The sequence below is a fragment of the Pseudomonas sp. OV546 genome (assembly GCF_900116845.1).
Taxonomy (GTDB): Bacteria; Pseudomonadota; Gammaproteobacteria; order Pseudomonadales; family Pseudomonadaceae; genus Aquipseudomonas; species Aquipseudomonas petroselini.
In genome coordinates, this window is sequence record NZ_FPCE01000015.1 from 89,240 (window position 1) to 111,820 (window position 22,581).

Sequence of the window (22,581 nt, forward strand, 5' to 3'; positions counted from 1 at the left end):
ATCCCGGCATTGGCCAATAACGCCCGGCGAACCGGGCGACCCTTCCTTCGGGCTTCTTGACTGTGTGACCCTGGCCGCTCAGATAAGTGCTGGCGCAGGGCCATCTTCGATCAACAACGCGCTGAATTTATCCGCCGTCACGCCCTGGGAGATCAGGAAGCCTTGCACCTGGTCGCAGCGAATACGCCGCAGTACCGCCAGTTCCGCCTGTGTCTCAGCGCCTTCGGCAGTGGTGGTCAGCCCCAGCTTGCGGCTCAGTTCGACAATGCTTTGCAGGGCCGACGCCAGGCTTTCATTCTCGGCACAGCCGTGCACCAGCGAGCGGTCGATCTTCACTTCGTTGAACGGCGTGGAAACCAGGTTGAAGTAAGAGCTGAACCCCTTGCCAAAATCGTCCTGCGCCAAGCCAAAGCCCATCATGCGCAGGCGGCATGCTCCAGCGTAGTAGCTACTGGGCAACCTTGTGGTGGAGCTTTCCATCAATTCGAAGGTGATTTGCCGAGGCTCGGCATCGCGCTGCTGAACCTGGGCCAGCAGGCGGTCTACCAGGTCGCATTGGTCAAGCAAGTGCGTGGGCAGGTTGATCGACACCGGCAACCGGTAGCCGAGCTGCGCCCACTGGGCCTGGGCGGTCAGGGACTGGGTGAGGATGCAGGTCAGCAGTTGGGTTTCCAGGCCCAGCCGCTCGATTTCACCGAGGAACTCACTGGGCAGCAACAGCCCCTCCACCGGATGGACCCAGCGTGCCAACGCTTCGGCGCCGACGATGCGCCCGTCATGCAGGGACTTCTTGGGCTGGAACCAAGCCTGGATTTCACCGTTGGCCAAGGCGCGCACCAAGTCCTCTCGGGCCAGACCGACACCGCGACGGCAGCAGGGTGTGCGGGCCTGTTCGGCGAGTTTGTCGAGGCAATCGCGCAGGGTGCGCACCTGGGGCTCGCGCACCGGTTTGGAGATCAACCCCGCGACAGTGAGGCCCAGGTTATCCGCCACCTGGCCCGCGCCCACCAGCATGCGCCGCGAGGCCACGCTCATCAGTGCCAAGGCCGGTGGCGCCTGCAGGTGCGCCAGTTGCTGGATCAACTGCACGCCGTCCATGCCCGGCATCATCAAGTCGCTGAGCAACAGGTCATAGCGCTGGCGGGCCAGGCGCTGCAACGCGCTCGCGCCGTCCCAGACCACGTCGACGTCAAAGCCGCCGATGCCCTGGAACACGTTGATCAGGTACTCATGCTGAAAAGGATGGTCTTCCACAATGAGCACGCGATAGGCACTCAAAGCACGCTCCTCTGATAAGGCTGCAGGCACTGGTGAAGCACGCGCAACGTGAAGGGCTTGACCAGGCAGTGGTCCATGCCCGCGTTGAGGCAGCGCTCGGCTTCATCGAGCATGGCGTTGGCGGTGGCACCGATGATCGGCAAGGCGCAGCCCAGGCGCCGCAATTGCTCGGTGAGTTCGTAGCCATTCATGCGCGGCATGTTGACGTCGGTGAGAATCAAGTCGAACGCGGTTTCGCCCCACAGCGACAGCGCTTCAATGCCGTCGCCCGCGAGCACCACGGTGCAGCCGAGCTCTTCGAGTTGATCACGCAGGATCAACTGGTTGATCAGGTTGTCTTCAGCCACCAGCAGGCGCAGGTTGAGGTTGATCTCGGCCGGCACCTCGCAAGGCGTTGGCGACGGGTGTTCCTCGATACCCTGGGCGCGGCTGACCGCGCGATTGAGCGCCTGCAGTTGGTTCAGGCCGATCTGCCAGCAGGCACCCGGCCCTTGATGGACACCATGCTCATCGGCGGCCGCCATCACCCGAGGCCCGGACCAGCGCAGCCGTTGGCCGGGGTCGACCGGGCCGGGATACAGCTCCACCAGCACCGCGCCGGGGTCGGCCTCGACCGAGTGCGGCAGGCCCAATTGCGCCCGCGCGCCCCAACGCCGCAACCAGCCGCCAATGCTTTCGGCCAGCTCGCGTACCGGCGACACTACATAGACGCGTTCGCCCAGCAAGGGCAACGCCCACGGCTCATGCGCGTATTCGTCAACCTGCTCCAACGGCAAGGTGAAGGTAAAACTGCTGCCCAGTCCCGGCTCGCTGACCAGCCGCAGCGTGCCGTTCATGAGGTGCACCAGGCGCTTGCAGATCGACAACCCAAGCCCGGTGCCCGCCACCACATTGGCATTGCCGCTGGCCTGGAAAAACGGCTCGAACAAATACGGCTGATCGTGCGCCGCAATACCCTTGCCGGTATCGACCACTTGCCACTGCAACAGGGCGCGCTCGCCTTCGCGGCTCTCCAGGCGCAAGCGCAATACGATGCGCCCGCTCTCGGTGAACTTGAGCGCATTGTTGAGCAGGTTATTGAGGATCTGGCGGATACGCGTGACATCGCCGCGCACCTGGTCGGGCAGTTGCGGGTCGAGGCAGGCAAACAGCTGCAAGCCCTTGCTCTGGGCGGCGCCCGCGTAGCCTTGAATCACCTCCTGCACCAGCTCCAGCGGGGAAAATACGCTGAGTTCGAGGGACAGTTGCCCTGCCTCGATTTTCGACACATCCAGCACATCACAGATCAGTTGCAGCAAGTTCGCCGACGAGCCTTCGATGGCATTCAGGTAGCCGCGCTGCTGGCTGTTGAGGTCGGTACGGGCGAGCAATTCCAGGGTGCCCAACACCCCGTAAAGGGGGGTGCGGATTTCATGGCTCATGGTCGCCAGGAACAACGTCTTGGCCTCATTGGCCGCATCCGCCAAGGTACGCGCCTGCTGCAAGGCCAGCTCCACCTGTTTGCGCTCGGTGATATCGCTGAACGCGCAGATCAACACTTCTTCACGTTGATAACGGATGGGTGCGAAGCTCAGGAACAAGTGGCGACCGTCGGCTATTTGCAGCTCGTCGGTGTTGCTTTGCTCGCAGGCGTGAAAGGCCCGGCGAATCCAGTCGTGGCACAACTGCTGGCGCTCCTGCCCGTTGCCCAGCCATTGGCGCGACAAGGGATTCTCCAGCACCACTTCGCCGTCACTGCGGCGCAATACGCACAAGGCCACCGGCGCGATACGAATGACCGCGCTGCTGAACGCCTCGCTTTCTACCAAGGCTTCGATGCGATTGGCCGCCGGGATGATCAGCCGCTGATCGATACGTCGCACCAGCCGCATCATCAACACGCTCGCCAGTGCGCACAGCAGCAGGCACACCAACAGCGGTAACGCCAGGCTGGGCAGCAACGAACTCAGCTCCAGGCTGTAAACGATCTGCCATTGGGAATAGCCCAGGTGTTTGCGGATGGCCAAGCGGTCCGGCAACCAGCGACTGCCCTCCCAGCCGAAACTGGCCGTGGAATGATACTGGCGCAGCACCTGCGCCGCCGCTGGTTGATCGGGCGTGCTGCTGAAAATCAGCTGGCCTGCGGCGTCGAGCAACATGAAGTCGCCAGCCTTTTCATGCTGCAGGGCGTTGATCAGGTCCGGCCCACCGACCTCTAGGCCGAGCCAACCCGAGGTGGGGCTGCGGTCATCCAGGCGGGTAAAAATATACAGCGGCGAATCCAGCCGGCTTTGCTCGGTGAGCCACAGCTCGTCGCTGACCGAGACCTTGCCGGTATCGACCGCCATCAGCCGCTGCAACACCGTCTCCGGCACCGCCTCCGGTGCCGGGCCGACGGTGAACAGGCGCTCCACGCCAGGCTCGGCACGCTGGGCCACATAAATCAGGTTGACCTGGTTCGCCTCCAAGTAGTCGAGCAGGCGTCGGGTCAGCCACAGGCTCCAGATATTGCCCGCTTCCCCCAGGGTGATATGCACTTCCTCGGCGGGCACATTATTGAGGTTGCCCACGGGCGGCGTCACATGCCGCACGGTGGACAGGCCGAGGCTTTTCAACAGCGTTTGGCGGCTGACAAAAAAACTCTGCGCATCGGAAATCGCCTCATTCATATAACTGCGCCGCAACGAAATCTCCTCGCTGAACGCAGCGCGCAAATAGCTGTAGGCGCCCGCATACACACCCAACACCAACGCCAGGGCGAACAGGCGCAGCAGCTTGCGGGCGGCCTTGGGCGTGGAGAAAGTGGCGTCGAGGGGTTGCAGGAAATGTTTGAGTTTCATCACCGCAAGCCTACGGAGCACAAGGGGGCGGGAGAATAAGACGGATCTCAAAGCGCCATTGAACTCTGCCGCCAAACGCTGTTCTAGACAGGTTCGCCGCGGCGTGCGTAGCATCCGCGGCGGTCTTTCGTGTTATTCATCCCAACAGAGCGATCCATGTCTATCCACCAAACTCCCGGGCACGTGCTGCCCGCGCGCAGTGCCGCCAAAATGGAAGCGGCCATGGCCGTGGGCGCTTTCGCTATCGGTACTGGCGAATTCGCCATCATGGGCCTGATGCCCGACATCGCCCAGAACCTGGGTCTAAGCGAACCCCAGGTCGGCCACGCCATCAGCGCCTACGCCCTCGGCGTGATGGTCGGCGCGCCGTTGCTGGCCATCCTTGGCGCCAAGCTACTGCGCAAACACATGCTGCTGTTGCTCATGGGGCTGTATGCCCTGGGTAACCTGGCGACCGCGTTTACCCCCACCTTTGGTTCGCTGGTGGCCTTCCGCTTTATCAGCGGCCTGCCCCACGGTGCTTATTTCGGGATTGCCGCGGTAGTGGCGTCCAGCATGGTGCCCAATGACAAACGCGCCGGCGCCGTGGCCCGCGTCATGCTGGGCCTGACCCTGGCCATGCTGCTCGGCAACCCCATCGCCACCTTCCTCGGCCAACACCTGGGCTGGCGCTCGGCGTTTGCGTTGGTGAGCGTGATCGCCCTGTGCACCATCGCCCTGGTCTGGCAGTTCGTGCCGCACCGCCACGACGAACAACGCAGCGACCCGCGCAAAGAACTGCGCGCCTTCACCAAGCCTCAGGTGTGGATGGCATTGTCGATCGGTGCGATTGGGTTTGCCGGGATGTTCTGCGTGTTCAGCTACCTGGCGCCGACCATGCTCGAAGTGACCAAGGTATCGCCACAGTGGATTCCGTTTGGCCTCGCCGCGTTTGGCGTGGGTGGGATTATCGGCAACATCGTGGGCGGCAAACTGTTTGATCGCATGCAGTTTCGCGCGGTGGGCCTGATATTGGTGTGGTCGATCGCCGTGTTGCTGTTCTTCCCCTTCGCCGCGTCCTCGCTATGGGGCGTACTGCTGAGCATGGGCCTGGTCGGCACCATGGTGTCGTTGGCTGCGCCGTTGCAAATCCGCCTGATGGATATTGCCCACGAAGCACCGAGCTTGGCGGCGGCGTCCAACCATGCGGCGTTTAACCTGGCGAATGCGTTGGGGCCGTGGTTTGGCGGGATGGCGATTACGGCGGGGTATGGCTGGACCAGCACCGGCTACATCGGCGCAGCTACGGCACTGGCCGGCCTGGGCCTCTACCTGATCGCCCGGCGCATGAAGGGCGGCCACTAAAGCCCACAATTTTGCCCCCACCACAGATCGAATGTGGGAGGGGGCTTGCCCCCGATAGCAGTGGGTCAGTCAACACACCAACGCCTGACCCACCACCCCATCAATCATCATGCAACAACCCCGACCCATACTCCCCATAACTACTCCCCAACCCACTGCCGCCAAAATTCATCTTGGCGGCCTTGCTCGGGCAGTGGTCTCCAAACGCCTGGCATCCCCCTGAAAAGCACGGGTCGCTGTTCACGTTCGACGAACTCGACGAGCAAGCGCCCAAGAGCAATGTGCCGGCGATCATCATGGCTTTGGCGAGGTTTGAGATCATGTTTTCAGTTCCCTGTGGGCTGGAGGTGTGGGCGTCCTCTCTTGAAGAGGATCGTAGACCTCAAAAGCGCCGGGAATGATGAAACTTGGCGGGGTGACAGGATGGGTTCAGGTTGCCGCCTTGGGTAAGGCGGCGAGGTTGAATGTCAGGCTGTGGTCAGGATGGCGGCAGGCGCAACTTGCTCCTGGGCTCGGTCGATGAGCAGAGCGCTTAGGTCGATTAGCTGCTGGATGCCCAGGACGATGGCACGGTGCGGGTCTTCGAGGTCGAACGCCAAGGTGGCGGCCATTTGGTTGGCGGAGGCGAGGTTTTCGGCGGCATTGGCGAGGAGGGTTTCGGTGTCGATGTTGGGGCTGACTGAGAACAGGTTGTTGCTTGGCTGCTCGGCGGGTACAGCATCTTCAGACTGAGGTAGGTACTGGTGAATTGCTCGCCGAGCCGCAGCTTGAAGCTTGGCGTCGGAGAATGCAGCGTTTAAAGCATAAGGCGGATTTGGCGTGACCTTGTACATGGCGAAGCTCCTTAACTATTCAGGAACTGCCAAACTCACTTCCACATGAGGGTGGCAGCCGTACGCGGGTGTGGAAGACCAGGGCTAAGGACCCGGCGCACCGAAGTGCCCCGCGCACAGCCGCCAAAACACATGATACATGCGTAAAAAAACGCCGATAGGTGTTTGTGACGATTGCGTCTTAGCTTGGTACGGACTTCCACATCCGGCCGCTGGCTTGGCAGCGGCTGGAGGAGGTTAGCTATGGGTGGTCTGATGGGCAAGCCGAGAAAAGTGTGGGAAATTTCTTAGAGAACTCTTGCCTACCGCTGCTCCGTCGCGCCGATGATGGATTGGATGGACATTCTGTTAACCCCCTATTAGTAAAGACCCAAACGCCCCCCCTTACCTCGTACCACCTATGTACCACCAACATCAGCTCCCATCCCCTCGCCCCTCCTACCAGCCGCTCAAGCTTAAGCATCCGTTTTAAGCTCCCATCACGGCACTATCGCTGCCAAGCTGTCAGGTTTCATCGGAAGCTTCCCAAGCTGATAACGAGGGGTCAATCGCGTCCATCTATGCCACTATTTCAAGGCATCCATTGGTTTCAAAGTAGCGTCAGGGCTAAGCATGTGAGCTTTACAAGATTTGTGTGGGAGCGCCGGTCTTGCACCTTATCTCTGCAATTTCCGGCTTTCATGTTGACCCCTGGGAAAAAGGTAATTTTGGTAATTTATCGTTTTAATCGAATAAAAATCTATAAAAATCAGATAGTTGCGTGGACTCTATCAAGGTAATAACAAGGTAAGAAACAGGTTAGAAAATTACCTTTGAGCATAGTAATCTCACGCTTTAACAAAACCCTTTAAAATTAGTAAGTTGGGAAAATATTACCTTCAGCCTTACCCAATATTACCCTCAGAAGTAATACGTCAAAGCCACATGATATAAGGTCTACAGGCCCGATTCTGCACCGCCTTACCAAAATTACCCTTTCCCCGACCCCAACCTGAAATTGACCTTTCAATTCGCTGCTATGCTTGCGACTTTCCGAACGGAGTCGAAGCCATGGCCAGCGAATATTCCCTCCCAATCGTCCTTGAAAAATCTACGAAATCAGTTGACCTTAGAAGCAGCGATCATGGAACAGACGCTCCAGGCTGAACGACAAGGCTTCGACGATACCCGTACTGCCATCGGTTGAATTGGCGAGTGCCGGCTCTATAAAGCAGGCCTCAGCGCGCCTGAGAGCGATGGGAAAGTATTAATGAATGCATTAACTTCTGTTGCGGCTTCGCTCTCTCACAGGTGCTTAAGGCTAGGAGTGAGTATGGAATGCCTAACACACGATAGGCAATTTACTGACTTCAATTAAACATATTGAACTTATTAAATCATCTTATGAAGCTTCAACCTGTGACAGCATTGAAATTTGACGCCCCCCTATTAACCAACCCTACGAGCGGTCATAATGCTTATAAATAAAATTTGGTCGAGTGACATCAAGGGATACAAGACGGACACAGATAATGAAAAACACCTAAGACTTCAGAAGCTAAACTTTCTTATTGGACCAAACAACAGCGGAAAAAGCAGGCTTCTTCGAACGCTATTCTCAACCCAAGATAAAAATTTAAGTTTCGGTCTTGGTAGCGACTTTCAAGATGCTTGCAATGAGCTTGGTGATATTTTCAAAGTCATATCAAAAGGAAAACAGGTTGTCGACTTGAACTGTTCAAAGTTTATGGAAATTTACGCCGGAGAATGTAAGAACGGCGAGGAAATCAAGTCCCTCACTGAGAACCTTTCAAGCTTAATAAATCAGGCCGCCCAAACTAACTTATATTTTAGCGGCGGATTAGATTTAAGCGCTTTTTATGAGATTCAACGTATAGTTCAGAGACATTTCCCTGCTAACGAACTTAACAACATCACAAGAATTAGCAATGGAGCCACAGAAACAAAAAGACACTACATCCCTATACTTCGAGGGATGAGACCACTAGGAGACAGTTCAGATCTTTACCTAGAGCGCACATACAAGGATTACTTTTCCACACATAAAAAAGAATCACTAAAAATAGTAACTGGCTATGACTTATATAATTTATTGGCGCGGTTTTTATTGGGACAACCTGAGGAGCGCGAACTAATTAGAGAATACGAGCGAATATTAGGCAATGAGTTTTTTGGCGGAAGAGAAATAACATTAATCCCTCAATACAACAAAGATACAGTTGCAGTTAAAATCGGAACTGACGATCAATTCTCTATATATGATCTAGGTGATGGCCTGCAGCAGGTAATTATAATCACCTCTGCGGCATACCTAGAACAAGATCCCTCTATATTTTTTATTGAGGAACCAGAGGCATGTCTGCATCCTGGCCTTCTGAGAAAACTGGCGCTTTTTTTGCTAAACCATACGAGCCATCAATATTTGGCTACGACCCACTCAAACCATTTGCTTGACTTAGCTGAAAACATTAAAGATGTGGTAGTACACAAGGTTTCTAAGGTTAATGATGAGGATGGTCCCGCCTTTCAGATCCAGGAGTGTACAAGAGATAGAGATCTGTTAGCTGAGCTTGGTGTATTAGCCTCATCGGTTTATTTGGCCAACTCTACTATTTGGGTTGAAGGAATAACTGACAGGCTTTATCTGAAAGTGTTTATGAAGAAGCACTTGGAAGATTTAAGCGATTCCGTTTTCAAGATAAAACTTGAGGGATTATTAGAAAACTTCCATTACGCGTTCGTCGAGTATCAAGGTGGAACACTTGGCCATTGGGGCTTTGATGATAGTGACACTACGGACCGTTTAAACGCTTCAAAACTTTGCGCAGCAGCATTTCTTATTGCTGATGGAGATATTTTAGGTAAAGGCGATCGAACCGAAATATTGAACCATGAATTGAAAGAACGCTTTCACTTACTGCCGAGCAAGGAGATAGAGAACTTACTACCACTGAACATTATAGAAGAAGCTTCCAGAAGAATATTAAAACGTAAAAAAGGTAAAACCACGATCGGACTTGAAGTTGATGACATAAGCAAAATTTTGGACAAGTCAGTATCAGCATCCAAGTATGGCATCGGGTATCATCTAGATAAATGCCTTGGTTTAAAAGGTAGCGGGAAATCAACTCGTCGTGTTTTTGCTGACGAGAGTGGAACTATAAATGAAAAGGTTAAATTTTGCCGAGAGGCTATTGAAGTAATGAGTACAACAGACTGGGTATTGCCTGAGTCAGTTAGAGCGTTATGCACAAAAATTTACGCCCATATTATGAAATTCAATCATTAAGCTACATTGCTTATCGAATCGCGCTGGTTTGCCAAACGTATCTGATTGATTATTTTTGGTGTGATCCGCCGCCGACTCGAACGAAGTCATTGGGCGGAAAGTGGACCGTGGCAAGCTACCGCTTTTGGTATATTCCCACCGTCCAAACTAACCAGCCTGCATGGCCACCTATGAAATGCGCTAATCCGCCTAAAGGCGTGCCGCAGCAGGGGGGGTCAGGCAGGTTGATATCCCTCCTGAAAAACGTCCAACGGTTCCTTGGTGCGAGTTAATAAGAAATCAAAACTCGATAAAAACGCTTGTTTTCAGCCGCCCCCCCTTGCAAACCGGGGCCTCTAGCAATCAACCACCAATCTGGACAGCGTTGGTCGCGGTGTAAATCCCCTGCACTACTTTGCAAAACCTTGCACTCCGTGAAATTACCAAATTCCGCACAGATCCCGCAGCGGGATTAAGGACAGCATTGGTTGAACCAACACCCGCCGTTGCACAAAAAATAGATGCAGGGCCCGTCGGCGGGAGGGGGATAAGTGCTTTTTTCATAGAATTTTTTCTTGGACGAATACTTTAGTTTGTCTCTACGAGCCGTAAAGGAGGGTCAATTGGAAGGTAGGACGATATGCCGCTGGACCTTCGAAGGACCGTTCAAACCCGACCCTTGGTCATATTTACCCTGCTAAAAAACCGGCCATCCCAGGCGCTACATCAGCGCATTGCACAGAACGACGGCACGAAGCCCCTTAGGGAGAGGACAAGTGCTTCTTAGGTAGTTTTTCCTTGCAACCGCTGGAAAATAACCTCAGGTGGGAAATTAGATAATGGCAAAAGGACACGCGCTTGATTTATAGTCAGCGCATGCTGACTAACGGGGTATCAAATGACTTTCCAGATGAGTAAAGAAGATTTTCTTTTAAAGGCTAACTATACGGTGGATGATTGGGAACAATCCTCGCTCAACTGGGAACAGTTTATTGGGATAGCAAATCAGCATGAAAAAATGCGACCTACATTAGTGCTATACGGTGGTGCTATTGCTAACCGAATCCAAGCCTTTGAAGGTGTTCACTCAGTTAGATGGCGAATCAAAGACACTTTCACGCTATTAAAGAAAATACTAAGAAAAAATCTTGAAGCACAACCAAAGGATAAATGGAAAACAATCACACCAGAAAACTACAGATCGGTTTTTTCTGACCTGATTGGTGTTAGAGCACTGCACTTACTGAAAGAAGAATGTATCGTAGTCGACAAACAGATACGTGAAACTTGGCATGTAGACGATATTACTATTTTTAAAAGAGATGGGGATACTGAGATATCCGACATCATTGCACGCGGTGCCGCGGAGGAAATACATAGCGCGGGATATAGATCAATTCATTACGGCATCGCCTATAAACCTGAAAAAGAACCCATACTAGTCGAAATACAAGTTAGAACTATATTCCAAGAAGGCTGGAGCGAAATTGACCACAGAGTAAAATACCCTGACTTCTCTAACAGCGAGATCCTAAAATACTTTCTAAACGTATTTAATGGCTTATCTGGAACCGCCGACGAAATGGGGTCATTTGTAATACTCCTAGACAACCTAATAAAACAGCAGAGCGCCTCCTTAATTGAAAGCGAACTAGCTATATCAGTCAGAGATGCCGAAGTAGAAAAACTTCAAGAAGAAATTAACAAGTTGCGTTCTGACGGCAGAGCGCCAGACGACTCAATTGACTCCCTTCAAATTAGCGTCGACAAAATCAAAGACCGTAATACGTCATTCAAAAATAGCTCATGGATCAATAATATTATAAAACCCAACTCGCACGGTTTGAGCCAGGCAGCGGAACAAGCACGCGCTTTAATGGCTGGCCTATCCATCAATCCGGAATTTGCAGCAGCGATGAGAAACCAAAGCGCTGCGTATTCAGATGCGATCAAGCTTATCAACACACCTAACCCAGCGATATTAAGCGCCATACAAAACTTTACTCGGCCAAATGCCGCTATATTGGATGCAATAAAGGGAATGAATATCCCTCTCGCGAACATATCAGCACCAACCTCACAAAGAGATAGTTATCAAATCGACGAATTAGCTATCACCCAAGATTGCAAACCATTGCCCTCATCTTCGACTAACGATAAAGAAAGCCCACCAGTTGTCAAAACTAGAGAAGACAATCAGTCATCTAAAAGCGTTGAGGATACAGACAAACCAAATGACGAAGAAAAACCAAAAACATAAATTTTACTACCATTCCTATTCACATTAATAACTTGAGATCGCAGGAAGACAAATGGATATTGAAAATTTCAGCAACTGCCTCAACTATATATCTTTGGCACAAAGCAAAAAACCTACTATTGAGTTGATAATTCCATTAATAACTACAGCAGTTGGCATTTTTATTGGTTTCGGAACCAACCTAATTCGAGATCGAAAAAAAAGGATATCAGGGTCAGACCACGATATGTGATGCATTGGCCGCCTGCAGATACTGAGAGTATTCCGACAGCGTCTCCGGTTAGACGTGTTAAATGGCACAGAACACACCCCCCACACCCAGGACCCATCCCTGATAAACTGCGCCCCATTCGCCTCGCTAACTCAGATTCCCATGCCCCTACAAACCGCCCCACTCTCCCGCCGCTTCTCCGTCGCCCCCATGATGGACTGGACCGACCGCCACTGCCGGTTCTTCCTGCGCCTGCTCTCCAAGCACGCGCTGCTCTACACCGAGATGGTCACCACCGGCGCTATCCTCCACGGCGATCACGACCGTTTCCTGCGCCACAACGAAGCCGAGCACCCGCTTGCACTGCAATTGGGGGGTAGCGTGCCCGCCGACCTGGCCGCCTGCGCACGTATGGCCGAAGCCGCAGGCTACGACGAAGTAAACCTGAACGTCGGCTGCCCCAGTGATCGGGTGCAGAACAATATGATCGGCGCGATCTTGATGGCGCATCCGGCGTTGGTGGCGGAGTGTGTGAAGGCGATGCGTGATGCGGTGTCGATTCCGGTGACGGTGAAGCACCGTATCGGGATCAACGGGCGGGACAGTTATGCCCAGTTGTGTGATTTTGTCGGGACGGTGAAGGACGCTGGCTGCACCAGTTTTACCGTGCATGCGCGGATTGCGATCCTGGAAGGGCTGTCACCGAAGGAGAACCGTGACATTCCTCCTTTGCGCTACGACGTGGCGGCGCAGTTGAAGCAGGACTTTCCTGAGTTGGAGATTGTGCTCAACGGCGGGATCAAGACGCTGGAGCAGTGCCATGAGCATCTGCAGACGTTTGATGGGGTGATGCTGGGGCGCGAGGCTTATCACAATCCGTATGTGTTGGCGGAGGTGGATCAGCAGTTGTTTGGCAGTGAGGCGCCGGTGATCAGTCGGGCTGAGGCGCTGGTGCAGTTGCGGCCTTATATTGCTGAGCATTTGGCGACCGGTGGCTCGATGCACCATATCACTCGGCATATTCTGGGGTTGGGCACTGGTTTTCCGGGGGCGCGCAAGTTCAGGCAGTTGTTGTCGGTGGATATTCATAAGGCGAGTGATCCGTTGGCGCTGCTGGATCAGGCCGGGGCTTTGCTGGAAGGGCGGTGAGTGTCCGTGCAGGTCCGGGGTGACTGGCCTGCCGCTATCGGGGGCAAGCCCCCTCCCACATTTGGATTGTGGTGGTCATGCGGTAATTGGGTTGAACCTGCCGACCGTTTTGCCCTCCTATCTTGCAGCACGGCCGGTCATTCAAACGGCTGTTTTCAGGTTGTTGCCCTCGCAAACGATCGAACGCATTTGCGCCCTTGAGCGCCTGTCGGCGCTCGGGTAATGTCATCAGACCCACAGGACAGAGCACGCCCATGACTTCCAAGCTGGAACAACTCAAGCAATTCACCACCGTCGTAGCCGATACCGGCGATTTTTCTACCCTCGCCAAGCTCAAGCCGCAAGACGCCACCACCAACCCTTCCCTGCTGCTCAAGGCTGCGTCGATCCCAGGCTATGCCAAGCTGCTCGATGAGTGCGTACAGGACTGCAATGGTGATGTAGGCCTGGCCAGCGACCGTTTTGCGGTGGCGGTGGGTCAAGAGATTCTCAAAGTGGTGCCGGGCCGTATTTCCACCGAGGTGGATGCCCGCCTGTCGTTCGACACTGACGCCGTACTCAAGCGTGCGCACCGTCTGATCGACCTGTACGACAAAGCCGGCGTTGGCCGCGACCGTGTGCTGATCAAGATCGCCTCCACCTGGGAAGGTATCCGCGCCGCCGAGCAGCTGGAAAAAGAAGGTATCCAGACCAACCTGACGCTGCTGTTCTCCTTCGCCCAGGCGGTAGCCTGTGCTGAGGCTGGCGTGTTCCTGATCTCACCTTTCGTGGGCCGTATCTACGATTGGTACAAAAAGGCCAACGGCAACGACTACACCGGTGCTGAAGACCCGGGTGTGCAGTCGGTGACGCGCATCTACAACTACTACAAGGCCAACGGCTACAAGACCGTGGTGATGGGTGCGAGCTTCCGCAACCTCAGCCAGATCGAAGAGTTGGCTGGCTGTGATCGCCTGACCATCAGCCCGGATCTGCTGGAGAAGCTGGCGGCGGATGAAGGCAAGCTGGAGCGTAAGTTGTCGCCAGGCCATGCCGGTGAAGCGCGGGTGCATCTGACTGAAGCGCAGTTCCGTTGGGAGTCCAACGAGGATGCGATGGCGACTGAGAAGCTGGCGGAGGGGATTCGTCAGTTTGCTCGGGACCAGGAGAAGCTGGAAGCGCTGTTGTCGGCCAAGCTGTAAAAAGCGTAGGCGGCAAAAAGGGCGGTACCTTCGCGGGTACCGCCCTTTTTTTGCCTTTTGCCGGTCTCAAGCCGAGCAGCGTTCAAAGGTGGGAGGGGGCTTGCCCCCGATAGCGGAGTGACAGTCAATAAATTCATAACTGACCCACCGCCATCGGGGGCAAGCCCCCTCCCACAGTTGACCGTGTTCCAGGATTTGGATCAGTGGCGTTCCAGCGCGTTGACGAGGTCGTGGAAGGCTTCACGGTTGGACTCGTTCAGGCCCATCAGGATCTTGTGCGCTTCCAGCACCTTGACCCGCACCACTTCCTCGGACTGGTCCTGGGACGGCAGGTCGGTCAGGCATTCCGGGCAGGGGATCGGGCGGTCAACGATGTTGAACACCTGGTCGAAGCCCATGGACTGCAGCAGACGGGTGATGTCTTCGTGGGTGGTGACGACCGTCGGCAACAGGCCAACCTTCTGCCGAGACAGAATGGACAACTTGGCCAAGAGACCCAGGGTGGTGCTATCGATGCTGCGGGTTTCGGTCAGATCGATCACGATCGCCGAGAAGTTCAGCGCTGTGAAGATCCGCTCAATCGTCGCATCCAGCGCCGAACACAAGGTCAGGCGCACTTCACCGACAAATTTCAGGACAAAGGTCCCGTCTTGCTCGGCGAATTGGATTCTTCCGGTACTCATCAAAGATTCCTGCTCAACACCAATAGGGCGATATCATCCGGCATCTCCCCTAGCGTGGCCAATCCAAAAACCTGCCGCAGGCCATCCAGGCTGCCGCCCGCCGACTTGACCTTTTGGGGCAAGGCAGCTTCTTTCTCTTTGAGTGTAGGCTCTGGAAGAAGGTCCAGGATACCGTCGGACATCAGCGTAAGGCTGAACGTCGGCGGTAACTCCAGAATGTGGTCTTCATAGGTGGCTTCATTGAACAAGCCCACCGGCAAACCACGCCCTTCCAGGTAACGCACACTGTCAGGAGTGTACAAAACCGGCATCGGCAGGTGACCGCCGATGCTGTAGGTCAAAAGACCGGTTTCTTCATCAATCACGCCGCCGACCATCGTCACGTGCTTGCCCAGCTTGCAGCTGATCAGGCCCCGGTTGATGTGGCCCAGCACCTGGGAGGGAGTGAACTCCGGCAAGGTGCCATTGCGTTTGGATTCGAACAGCAACCGTGTGGTCATGAACTTCAACAACACGGTGACAAAAGCAGAGGAAGCACCATGGCCGGATACATCGGCCAGGTAGAACGCGACACGCCGTTCGTCAACGCGGAAGTAGTCGACAAAATCACCCGAGAGGTACAGCGACGGGATGATCTGGTGCGCAAACTGAAATTCGTCGATGGTCCAGGGGCTGACCGGCAGCATGTTCATTTGCACCTGGCGACCGGCGTTCTGATCTTCCTGGAGCAGGTTGAGGCTGGCTTCGAGTTCGCGGTTGGCGGTTTCGAGCTTCTCGCGATAGCGCTGGTTCTCCACCAGCAGGCGGGCACGGTCCAGGGCGCGGCGCACCGAGTGCTCCAGCACCGCCAGGTCTTCCAGGGGCTTGATCAGGTAATCGGCAGCGCCCAGGCGCAGGGCCTCGACGGCATCGTTCATCACGCCCGCGCCGGACACGACAATCACCGGGGTCTGCGGCGCGCGCTCGGTCACCTGGCGAATCAGCTCGAGGCCGCCCATCTGGGGCATGCGCAGGTCGCAGATCACGAGGTCGGGCTGGTCGCGCTCGAATACCTGGAGACCCTGTTGGCCATTACTGGCCTGCAGGACGCTGAAGCCACTGTCTTCCAAATAGGCCGCGAGGCTCGCGCGCACTACTTCGTCGTCATCGATTATCAGCAGCGTGGCACTGGTTTTTTGCATGTGGGCAAACGGCGCCAGAATTAGGTTGGCGTAGGCGGCTCGGCAATGGCCGGACTCACGTACTGGATTCGCTTTCTAGCCTCTCTGTCCTACAAAGCATTGGGATTTCGCCCATGCACAAAGGTAAAGCAGAGGTGCCCTTCTAAGGCGCAGACGGTACTCCCATCCGTGAGGGGTTTCAAGCTCATGCCGATGGTCGCCGGGCGTCTTTACATCGCAAATCACCGGGAGTTATAAGAACAGCCACGACCACAACACAAAGTAAGGATGGAACCTATGAGCGAACACGAGCGCGACTATGCCGAAAAACGCGATTTCATCCGCATGCGTGTGGATGCCGATGTGGCTTTGATCCATGCCGGCCAGGAGATTGCCGGGGTATGCGTGGACCTTTCCAGCTCCGGGATGCAGGTGCAGGCACCCCGCCAGTTCAACGTGGGAGATGAATTGACCGTACGCATCGATTCGGAGCATGCCGCCCTTGCCGGCCTGGAGGCGGATACCGAAGTGGTATGGACCAAGACGGCAGGCGAAGAGCAACAGCTGGGGCTTAAGATCTTGAAAATGCGCTGAAACCCGCGCACAAAAAAGGCGACCCCCAGGGTTAATGCCAGTCGGTTAACACTTAGAAAGGGTAAAAAATACCCTGTGGCGAGGGAGCTTGCTCCCGTTGGGCCGCGAAGCGGCCCCAAAAATGGGACTGCTGCGCAGTCCAGCGGGAGCAAGCTCCTTCGCCACAGGTACAGTGTTTGCCCTTAACTGACTGGCATTACCCCCAGGGTCGCCTTTTTTTCATTTCAAAACATCACAGCTTAAAAATCGTCAACCACCTTGCCATCCTTGACCTTGAACTCGCGGTTCTGCAGGTAGGCGTTGCGGATAAAGGTATACTTATCGCCGGTGATCAGCTTCTCACTGTCGAGCAGGCTGGCACGGGTGTCGACAATGTTCAGGCCCATGGTGCTGTTGCGCCAGCCGATATCGTTCATATAGCGGTACGGTTGGGTGTAGCTGTCCACGTACTTGGACGGCGCATCACGCAGTGTGCTTGGGCCCAGCAGCGGGATCATCACGTAAGGACCACTGCCCACGCCCCAATAACCGAGGGTCTGGCCGAAGTCTTCATCGCTGCGTTGCAGCCCCATTTTGGTGCCGACATCGATAAAGCCCAGCACGCCGAACGTGGTGTTGACCAGCAAACGGGCGGTGTCGACACCGGCGTTATGCGGTTTGAGTTGCAGCACGTTGTTGGCCAGGTTGCCCACATCGCCGATGTTGCGGAAGAAGTTGTGGATACCGTCTTCGACAAACTGCGGGGTAATCCACTCATAGCCTTGGGCCAACGGCTTCAGGGCGTAGGTATCAACGGTGTCGTTGAAGGTGAAGATCGGGCGGTTGATGCTTTCCCACGGATCGTCTTCCGACGCTGCGTGTGCGGCAAACGGCGCCAGCAGTACAGTGGCACACACCGACAGCTGAGCGAAATAGTGGCTCCAGCGCATAGCTTTTGCTCCTTGAATGGTCTGTCATGGGCGCTATGCCCTGAATAAGGCCGTCAGTATATGACGGAAGTCGCCATTTAGGCAGCAACAAGGAAGCGCCTGACATTAAATGGACAAAATTCCTACAATTAACAATCCTGTCATCGACTTGTCATCCTGCCTCGATAGCGTTAGCGCTATTTCAGGGATGTCGACATGCCTCAACCCGAGATTGCCATCGCCAGCGCCCCCGCCTTGACTGCCGTTCTGTTTGGCCTGAGTGGCTGCCTGGTGGATTTCGGTTCCCGGGCGCGCACCGATTCACCCTCCCCCGACTCCCAAGCCACACCGGGTGCGCTGAAAATCCTGCGCAGCCTCAAGGAACAGAGTGTTCCCTGCGCCTGGCTGGATGAACTCCCCCCCGCCGTCACCACGCCCCTGGCCGCCACGCTGCCCGACTGGGTCAAGGCGGCATCGCCCTCCGCCATTCGCTGGCCCGCGCCCCATGCCTGCTGGCAAGCCTTGATGGAGCTGAATATCGAGCGCCTGGAAGGCTGCGTGTTGGTCAGCGGCGAACCGCGCCTGCTGCAATCCGGGCTCAATGCCGGGCTGTGGACCATCGGCCTGGCCTCCTGCGGCTCATTGTGCGGGATGGCGCCCGAGCAATGGCTGGCATTGAGCGAACCGGAACGCGAGCTCAAGCGCGGCAAGGCCACCCTCGCGCTGTACGGGCTGGGCGTGCACTCGGTGATCGATCACCTGGGCGAACTCGGCACCTGCCTGGCCGACATCAGGCTGCGCCAGCACAAAGGCGAGAAGCCCTGACACGGATCATGCACAGTCGACGCCAGTGGATTAATCTACAGGTCAGCCCGTAGACCTTTCTCGGCGTGCCGCGGTCTATGCCAGTGACTATCGATAAAAGGAAACATGTCATGCCTGATCGCAAAAAACTGGAAGAACAGGTCGAGATCCTGCGCGGGCAATTGGAACAGGATCCGCCGCTGTCGGAAGAGAAACGTGAAGCACTGGAGGCTTTGATTGCCAAGTTTGAGTTACAACTTGAACTTGAACCGGCGACTCAGACACCCAGTATTTCCGATGATGTGAATCAAGCAGCCATAGAGTTCGACGCCGAGCACCCGGTGATTTCCGGGACATTGCGCAATATCATGAACACGCTGGGCAGCATGGGAATTTAATCTGCGCGCCAGCCCAGCGCAGATCCCAATGTGGGAGGGGGCAAGCCCACTCCCACAGTTGTTTACTGGCGAGCCAGGCGCACGTTCTGGAACGCGACATCCTCAGTACTGCGATACGGGTTGATATCCAGCCCACCCCGCCGCACATACCGCGCATACACCGTCAACTTCTCCGGCTTCAGCAAGCGCTGCAAGTCCAGGAAGATGCGCTCCACGCACTGTTCATGGAAGTCCGAGTGCTGGCGAAAGCTCACGATGTATTCCAGCAGGCTGGCGTGATCCAGCGCGTGACCACGGTATTCCACCACGACGCTGCCCCAGTCAGGCTGGCTGGTCACCGGGCAGTTGGATTTGAGCAGGTGGCTGTGCACGCTCTCCTCGACAACGCGCGCGTCATCGCAACGCAGCAGTTCCGGGCGTGGGTGCTCGTAGTTGCTGACACTGATATCCAAATCATCGATGCACACGCCGGGCAACGCCATTACGCCTTCAGCTTCACTTTCAGCCAAGGTGCGAATACGCACGGTCACAGGCTTGCCGGCAGCGGCGCTGAGGTCGGTGCGCAGGGTGGCTTCCAGGCTTGCCGTATCGGCAAACGCGGTCTGGTTGAGCGAGTTGAGGTAGAGCTTGAACGACTTGGACTCGATGATGTTCGGCGAGTCGGCCGGGATGCTGAATTCACCGATGGCCACCACCGGCTTGCCCGACGGCAGCAGCCAGGACAGTTCGAAGCAGTTCCAGAAATCCACGCCCTTGTAAGGCAGGGTCTCGGCGCTCAGGCCCAGTTCGGCCCATTTGGCCGCACGCGGGATCGGGAACAACAACGAAGGTGTGTAGGTGGAGATGTATTCACTGGACTTGCCCAGCGGCGAATGTTCGGCTGCGGGATGCATGGCGGAAACCTGGCTAAATAAACCGCGCCAGTCTACCAGCCTTTGCCCCCGCACCTAAGCGCCAGCGGATCAATCGACGTTGAGCGTGCCGACCATGCCCGCCTGGTAATGCCCCGGCAGGTTGCAGGCAAACTCCAGGCCCGTGGCCTTGGTGAAGGTCCAGGTCAGCTCGGCGGTTTTGCCGGGCTCGACCAATACGCTATTGGGATCGTCGTGTTTCATCGCACCGTGGCCCATGGCGCTATGATCCATCTTGCCCATGCCCGTGGAAGTGAGCATGCCACTGGCCTGCATCTGCAACATTTCCTTTTGATGCTCGGCATGCATTGCCGCATCACCCAGGTTGAATTCGTGCAGCAACTGGCCCTTGTTGACCAGTACAAAGCGCACCGTCTCACCGGCTTTTACGTCAATGGACTTGGGCGAAAAGGAAATGTCCTGCAGCGTCACTTCCACGGTACGCGTGGCCTTGCTCGCGGGTGCAGCCTCGCCGAACGCATAGGTGTGGGCGGCATCAGCCATCGCCTCAACACTCAACGCCAGCAGGCACGTCGCCAACAACAGGGGTTTACGCAATGCCATCATTCTTCTCCAAAATATCTGACTCATCTGGGGCACACTCTAAGCGTGCGCCGCTGCCAGCCAACTGACTGCTAGATTACAACTTTGTCAGGTTACCCCCCTGCCCTGGCACCCAGGGTATAAAGCCGTCGTCACCCGTTGCCAAGAGCCGCCCATGAAACTGCTGATCGTCGAAGACCAACCCAAAACCGGCCAGTACCTGCGCCAGGGCCTGACGGAGGCGGGGTTTACCACCGAACTGGTGGCCGACGGTACCAGCGGTCAGCACCTGGCACTGACCGGCGCCTACGACCTGTTGATCCTCGATGTGATGCTGCCGGGCCGTGATGGCTGGCAGATCCTCCAGGCCGTGCGCACGGCAGGCCTGGACATCCCGGTACTGTTCCTGACCGCCCGCGACGCCGTGGAAGACCGCGTGCACGGCCTGGAACTGGGTGCCGACGACTACTTGGTCAAACCCTTCGCCTTCTCCGAACTGCTGGCGCGCGTGCGCAGCCTGTTGCGCCGTGGCAGCAGCACGCCGCAGGAAACCGCCTTGCAACTGGCCGATCTGCGCCTGGACCTGATCCGCCGTCGCGTCGAGCGGGACGGCCAGCGCATCGACCTGACGGCCAAGGAGTTTTCCCTGCTCGAACTGCTGCTGCGCCGCCAGGGCGAAGTGCTGCCCAAATCGCTGATCGCCTCCCAGGTGTGGGACATGAACTTCGACAGCGACACCAACATTATCGAAGTGGCAATCCGCCGCCTGCGCCTGAAAGTCGACGATAACTTCCCGAATAAATTGATCCACACCGTGCGCGGTATGGGTTATGTGCTGGAGGAGCGCGTCAATTGATCAAGCGCCTGTCCCTGGCCAGTCGCCTGGCGCTGCTGTTCGCGGCCTGCACGGCGGTGGTGTCGCTGATCGCTGGCGTGCTGTTCAACCGCGCCAGCGAGGCGCACTTCATTGAGCTGGACCAGCAACAGCTCGACAGCCAGCTGGTGGCGCTGCGCAGCACGTTGCAGGGTGTCGACTCGCCAGAATTGTTCGCGCAACGTGAAGCCCAACTGCGCGCCGAGCTCAATCGCCAACCCGAGCTGGCGCTGCGCGTCACCGCCCAAGGCCAGCGCTGGTTTGACGGTGCACCCGGCGTCAATCTGCCCACCGGCCCCGGCCTGCACAGCCTGCAAAACGCCGGCACCGACTACCGCGTCTACAACACACCGTTGCGGGCAAACCAACCCGACTCGCCACAGTTGACGCTGGTGCTCGATATCACTCACCACCAGCATTTCCTGCAACGCATGCAGCATCTGATCTGGCTCACCGTTGGCCTGTCAGCCCTGGCGACCGCCCTGCTCGGTGCATGGGCCGCCCGCAGTGGCCTGCGACCGTTACGACGCATGGGGGAAGTGGCCGCGAGTGTGTCTGCCCACTCCCTGACGCAGCGCCTGCCCCAGCAGCACATGCCGGTGGAACTGGCCGAACTGGCTCAAACCTTCAACGCCATGCTCGGCCGCCTGGACGATGCGTTCCAGCGCCTCTCGGCGTTCTCCGCCGACATCGCCCACGAACTGCGCACGCCGTTATCGAACCTGCTGACCCAGACCCAGGTCATCCTCACTCAGCCACGGCCGCTGGAGGATTACCGCGAGGCGCTGCACAGCAATCTGGAAGAGCTGCAATGGATGGCGCAGTTGGTCAATGACATGTTGTATCTGGCCAAGGCGGATCATGGATTGCTGGTGCCTAAGCGCGAGCCTCTGGCGCTGGCAGATGAAGTGGAGGCGTTGCTGGAGTTTTTCGCGTTGCTGGCCGAAGACGCCCACGTCAGCCTGGTGCGCGAAGGCACAGCCCACACGATGGGTGATCGCGGCATGTTGCGCCGGGCGCTGTCGAACCTGCTCGATAACGCCCTGCGGTTTACTCCAGCGGGCGGCGAAGTGCGGGTGCGCATGGTGGACGGCGTGACGCTCACGGTGGAAAACACCGGGGCAGGCATTCCAGCACAGTTGTTACCGAGGTTGTTTGATCGGTTCTACCGGGCGGACCCGGCGCGGCATGAAGGCAGCAGCGAACATGCGGGGCTGGGGTTGGCGATTACCCAGTCGATTGTGCGGGCGCATGGAGGGAGGATTTATTGTGAGTCTGGGGCGGGGTGGACGCGGTTTGTGATTGAGTTACCCGCCGGAGATTGATGCAAGCGGTACCGGCCCTATCGGGGGCAAGCCCCCTC

20 protein-coding genes are annotated in these 22,581 nt (G+C 56.5%); 11 read left to right on the plus strand and 9 right to left on the minus strand.

The window, feature by feature from the left end; all coding sequences use genetic code 11:
* Positions 1–78: 78 nt before the first annotated feature.
* On the minus strand, positions 79–1,278 hold the full coding sequence (locus tag BM403_RS26640; RefSeq protein WP_093545960.1) for a response regulator cyclic di-GMP phosphodiesterase PvrR: 1,200 nt from the start codon (positions 1,276–1,278) through the stop codon (positions 79–81).
* Positions 1,275–4,097, minus strand: a complete 2,823-nt coding sequence (locus BM403_RS26645) for an ATP-binding protein (RefSeq protein ID WP_093545963.1) — start codon at positions 4,095–4,097, stop codon at positions 1,275–1,277. Before BM403_RS26645 ends, BM403_RS26640 begins: the two co-directional genes overlap by 4 nt.
* A gap of 156 nt (positions 4,098–4,253) precedes the next feature.
* On the opposite strand from BM403_RS26645, the gene BM403_RS26650 reads away from it, so the two are divergent.
* Positions 4,254–5,441: an MFS transporter gene (locus BM403_RS26650; protein ID WP_093545966.1), complete on the plus strand. Its 1,188-nt coding sequence runs from the start codon at positions 4,254–4,256 to the stop codon at positions 5,439–5,441.
* Between the two features lie 100 nt (positions 5,442–5,541).
* Here the strand turns inward: BM403_RS26650 and BM403_RS32300 are convergent, their stop codons facing one another.
* Both BM403_RS32300 and BM403_RS26660 read right to left on the minus strand, forming a co-directional pair.
* Positions 5,542–5,763, minus strand: coding sequence for a hypothetical protein (locus BM403_RS32300; RefSeq protein ID WP_093545969.1), 222 nt, complete (start codon positions 5,761–5,763; stop codon positions 5,542–5,544).
* Positions 5,764–5,908: 145 nt separating this feature from the next.
* Complete coding sequence (locus BM403_RS26660) at positions 5,909–6,274, minus strand: DUF6124 family protein (protein WP_093545972.1); 366 nt, start codon at positions 6,272–6,274, stop codon at positions 5,909–5,911.
* A gap of 1,453 nt (positions 6,275–7,727) precedes the next feature.
* On the opposite strand from BM403_RS26660, the gene BM403_RS26665 reads away from it, so the two are divergent.
* The 5 genes from BM403_RS26665 to tal all read left to right on the plus strand — a co-directional run bounded on the left by BM403_RS26665 (position 7,728) and on the right by tal (position 14,343).
* Entirely contained in the window at positions 7,728–9,563 is a 1,836-nt protein-coding gene (locus tag BM403_RS26665; protein WP_093545975.1) for an AAA family ATPase, read from the plus strand.
* Positions 9,564–10,452: 889 nt separating this feature from the next.
* On the plus strand, positions 10,453–11,802 hold the full coding sequence (locus BM403_RS26670; RefSeq protein ID WP_175538111.1) for a RelA/SpoT domain-containing protein: 1,350 nt from the start codon (positions 10,453–10,455) through the stop codon (positions 11,800–11,802).
* 52 nt (positions 11,803–11,854) lie between these two features.
* Positions 11,855–12,034, plus strand: a complete 180-nt coding sequence (locus tag BM403_RS31730) for a hypothetical protein (RefSeq protein ID WP_139238006.1) — start codon at positions 11,855–11,857, stop codon at positions 12,032–12,034.
* A gap of 141 nt (positions 12,035–12,175) precedes the next feature.
* Positions 12,176–13,162: a tRNA dihydrouridine(20/20a) synthase DusA gene (gene dusA, locus BM403_RS26675; protein WP_064052306.1), complete on the plus strand. Its 987-nt coding sequence runs from the start codon at positions 12,176–12,178 to the stop codon at positions 13,160–13,162.
* A gap of 254 nt (positions 13,163–13,416) precedes the next feature.
* A complete protein-coding gene (gene tal / locus BM403_RS26680) occupies positions 13,417–14,343 on the plus strand; it encodes a transaldolase (RefSeq protein WP_012722872.1) in 927 nt (308 codons plus the stop codon).
* Between the two features lie 200 nt (positions 14,344–14,543).
* On the opposite strand, the gene rssC is transcribed toward tal, so the two are convergent.
* Both rssC and rssB read right to left on the minus strand, forming a co-directional pair.
* Complete coding sequence (gene rssC, locus BM403_RS26685; RefSeq protein WP_003172602.1) at positions 14,544–15,026, minus strand: anti-sigma factor antagonist RssC; 483 nt, start codon at positions 15,024–15,026, stop codon at positions 14,544–14,546.
* Positions 15,026–16,207: a two-component system response regulator RssB gene (gene rssB, locus BM403_RS26690; RefSeq protein ID WP_012722871.1), complete on the minus strand. Its 1,182-nt coding sequence runs from the start codon at positions 16,205–16,207 to the stop codon at positions 15,026–15,028. Before rssB ends, rssC begins: the two co-directional genes overlap by 1 nt.
* A gap of 276 nt (positions 16,208–16,483) precedes the next feature.
* On the opposite strand from rssB, the gene BM403_RS26700 reads away from it, so the two are divergent.
* Positions 16,484–16,780: a PilZ domain-containing protein gene (locus BM403_RS26700; protein WP_012722870.1), complete on the plus strand. Its 297-nt coding sequence runs from the start codon at positions 16,484–16,486 to the stop codon at positions 16,778–16,780.
* Between the two features lie 239 nt (positions 16,781–17,019).
* On the opposite strand, the gene BM403_RS26705 is transcribed toward BM403_RS26700, so the two are convergent.
* The gene (locus tag BM403_RS26705; protein WP_012722869.1) at positions 17,020–17,709 is read right to left on the minus strand and encodes an MlaA family lipoprotein; all 690 of its coding nucleotides are present in this window, start codon (positions 17,707–17,709) and stop codon (positions 17,020–17,022) included.
* Positions 17,710–17,904: 195 nt separating this feature from the next.
* On the opposite strand from BM403_RS26705, the gene BM403_RS26710 reads away from it, so the two are divergent.
* Together BM403_RS26710 and BM403_RS26715 are read left to right on the plus strand one after the other, a co-directional pair.
* Positions 17,905–18,513 (plus strand): HAD superfamily inactivated hydrolase PcrP, encoded by a 609-nt coding sequence (locus BM403_RS26710; protein ID WP_093545981.1) that lies wholly within the window; start codon positions 17,905–17,907, stop codon positions 18,511–18,513.
* A gap of 110 nt (positions 18,514–18,623) precedes the next feature.
* Positions 18,624–18,890 (plus strand): DUF4404 family protein, encoded by a 267-nt coding sequence (locus tag BM403_RS26715; RefSeq protein WP_012722867.1) that lies wholly within the window; start codon positions 18,624–18,626, stop codon positions 18,888–18,890.
* 62 nt (positions 18,891–18,952) lie between these two features.
* On the opposite strand, the gene queF is transcribed toward BM403_RS26715, so the two are convergent.
* Both queF and BM403_RS26725 read right to left on the minus strand, forming a co-directional pair.
* A complete protein-coding gene (gene queF / locus BM403_RS26720) occupies positions 18,953–19,783 on the minus strand; it encodes an NADPH-dependent 7-cyano-7-deazaguanine reductase QueF (protein WP_012722866.1) in 831 nt (276 codons plus the stop codon).
* 69 nt (positions 19,784–19,852) lie between these two features.
* The gene (locus tag BM403_RS26725) at positions 19,853–20,365 is read right to left on the minus strand and encodes a copper-resistant cuproprotein CopI (protein ID WP_046035142.1); all 513 of its coding nucleotides are present in this window, start codon (positions 20,363–20,365) and stop codon (positions 19,853–19,855) included.
* Positions 20,366–20,519: 154 nt separating this feature from the next.
* Here BM403_RS26725 and BM403_RS26730 point away from each other — a divergent pair, with 154 nt between their 5' ends.
* Entirely contained in the window at positions 20,520–21,200 is a 681-nt protein-coding gene (locus BM403_RS26730) for a heavy metal response regulator transcription factor (protein WP_012722864.1), read from the plus strand.
* Positions 21,197–22,543: a heavy metal sensor histidine kinase gene (locus BM403_RS26735; RefSeq protein WP_093545983.1), complete on the plus strand. Its 1,347-nt coding sequence runs from the start codon at positions 21,197–21,199 to the stop codon at positions 22,541–22,543. Before BM403_RS26730 ends, BM403_RS26735 begins: the two co-directional genes overlap by 4 nt.
* Positions 22,544–22,581 lie beyond the last annotated feature (38 nt).

Excerpts from the sequence above, each read along its gene's own strand:
- BM403_RS26645 (WP_093545963.1), bottom strand. The coding sequence starts at position 4,097 with ATGAAACTCAAACATTTCCTGCAACCCCTCGACGCCACTTTCTCCACG.
- BM403_RS26650 (WP_093545966.1), top strand. The coding sequence starts at position 4,254 with ATGTCTATCCACCAAACTCCCGGGCACGTGCTGCCCGCGCGCAGTGCC.
- BM403_RS32300 (WP_093545969.1), bottom strand. The coding sequence starts at position 5,763 with ATGATCTCAAACCTCGCCAAAGCCATGATGATCGCCGGCACATTGCTC.
- BM403_RS26660 (WP_093545972.1), bottom strand. The coding sequence starts at position 6,274 with ATGTACAAGGTCACGCCAAATCCGCCTTATGCTTTAAACGCTGCATTC.
- BM403_RS26665 (WP_093545975.1), top strand. The coding sequence starts at position 7,728 with ATGCTTATAAATAAAATTTGGTCGAGTGACATCAAGGGATACAAGACG.
- BM403_RS26670 (WP_175538111.1), top strand. The coding sequence starts at position 10,453 with ATGAGTAAAGAAGATTTTCTTTTAAAGGCTAACTATACGGTGGATGAT.
- BM403_RS31730 (WP_139238006.1), top strand. The coding sequence starts at position 11,855 with ATGGATATTGAAAATTTCAGCAACTGCCTCAACTATATATCTTTGGCA.
- dusA (WP_064052306.1), top strand. The coding sequence starts at position 12,176 with ATGCCCCTACAAACCGCCCCACTCTCCCGCCGCTTCTCCGTCGCCCCC.
- tal (WP_012722872.1), top strand. The coding sequence starts at position 13,417 with ATGACTTCCAAGCTGGAACAACTCAAGCAATTCACCACCGTCGTAGCC.
- rssC (WP_003172602.1), bottom strand. The coding sequence starts at position 15,026 with ATGAGTACCGGAAGAATCCAATTCGCCGAGCAAGACGGGACCTTTGTC.
- rssB (WP_012722871.1), bottom strand. The coding sequence starts at position 16,207 with ATGCAAAAAACCAGTGCCACGCTGCTGATAATCGATGACGACGAAGTA.
- BM403_RS26700 (WP_012722870.1), top strand. The coding sequence starts at position 16,484 with ATGAGCGAACACGAGCGCGACTATGCCGAAAAACGCGATTTCATCCGC.
- BM403_RS26705 (WP_012722869.1), bottom strand. The coding sequence starts at position 17,709 with ATGCGCTGGAGCCACTATTTCGCTCAGCTGTCGGTGTGTGCCACTGTA.
- BM403_RS26710 (WP_093545981.1), top strand. The coding sequence starts at position 17,905 with ATGCCTCAACCCGAGATTGCCATCGCCAGCGCCCCCGCCTTGACTGCC.
- BM403_RS26715 (WP_012722867.1), top strand. The coding sequence starts at position 18,624 with ATGCCTGATCGCAAAAAACTGGAAGAACAGGTCGAGATCCTGCGCGGG.
- queF (WP_012722866.1), bottom strand. The coding sequence starts at position 19,783 with ATGCATCCCGCAGCCGAACATTCGCCGCTGGGCAAGTCCAGTGAATAC.
- BM403_RS26725 (WP_046035142.1), bottom strand. The coding sequence starts at position 20,365 with ATGGCATTGCGTAAACCCCTGTTGTTGGCGACGTGCCTGCTGGCGTTG.
- BM403_RS26730 (WP_012722864.1), top strand. The coding sequence starts at position 20,520 with ATGAAACTGCTGATCGTCGAAGACCAACCCAAAACCGGCCAGTACCTG.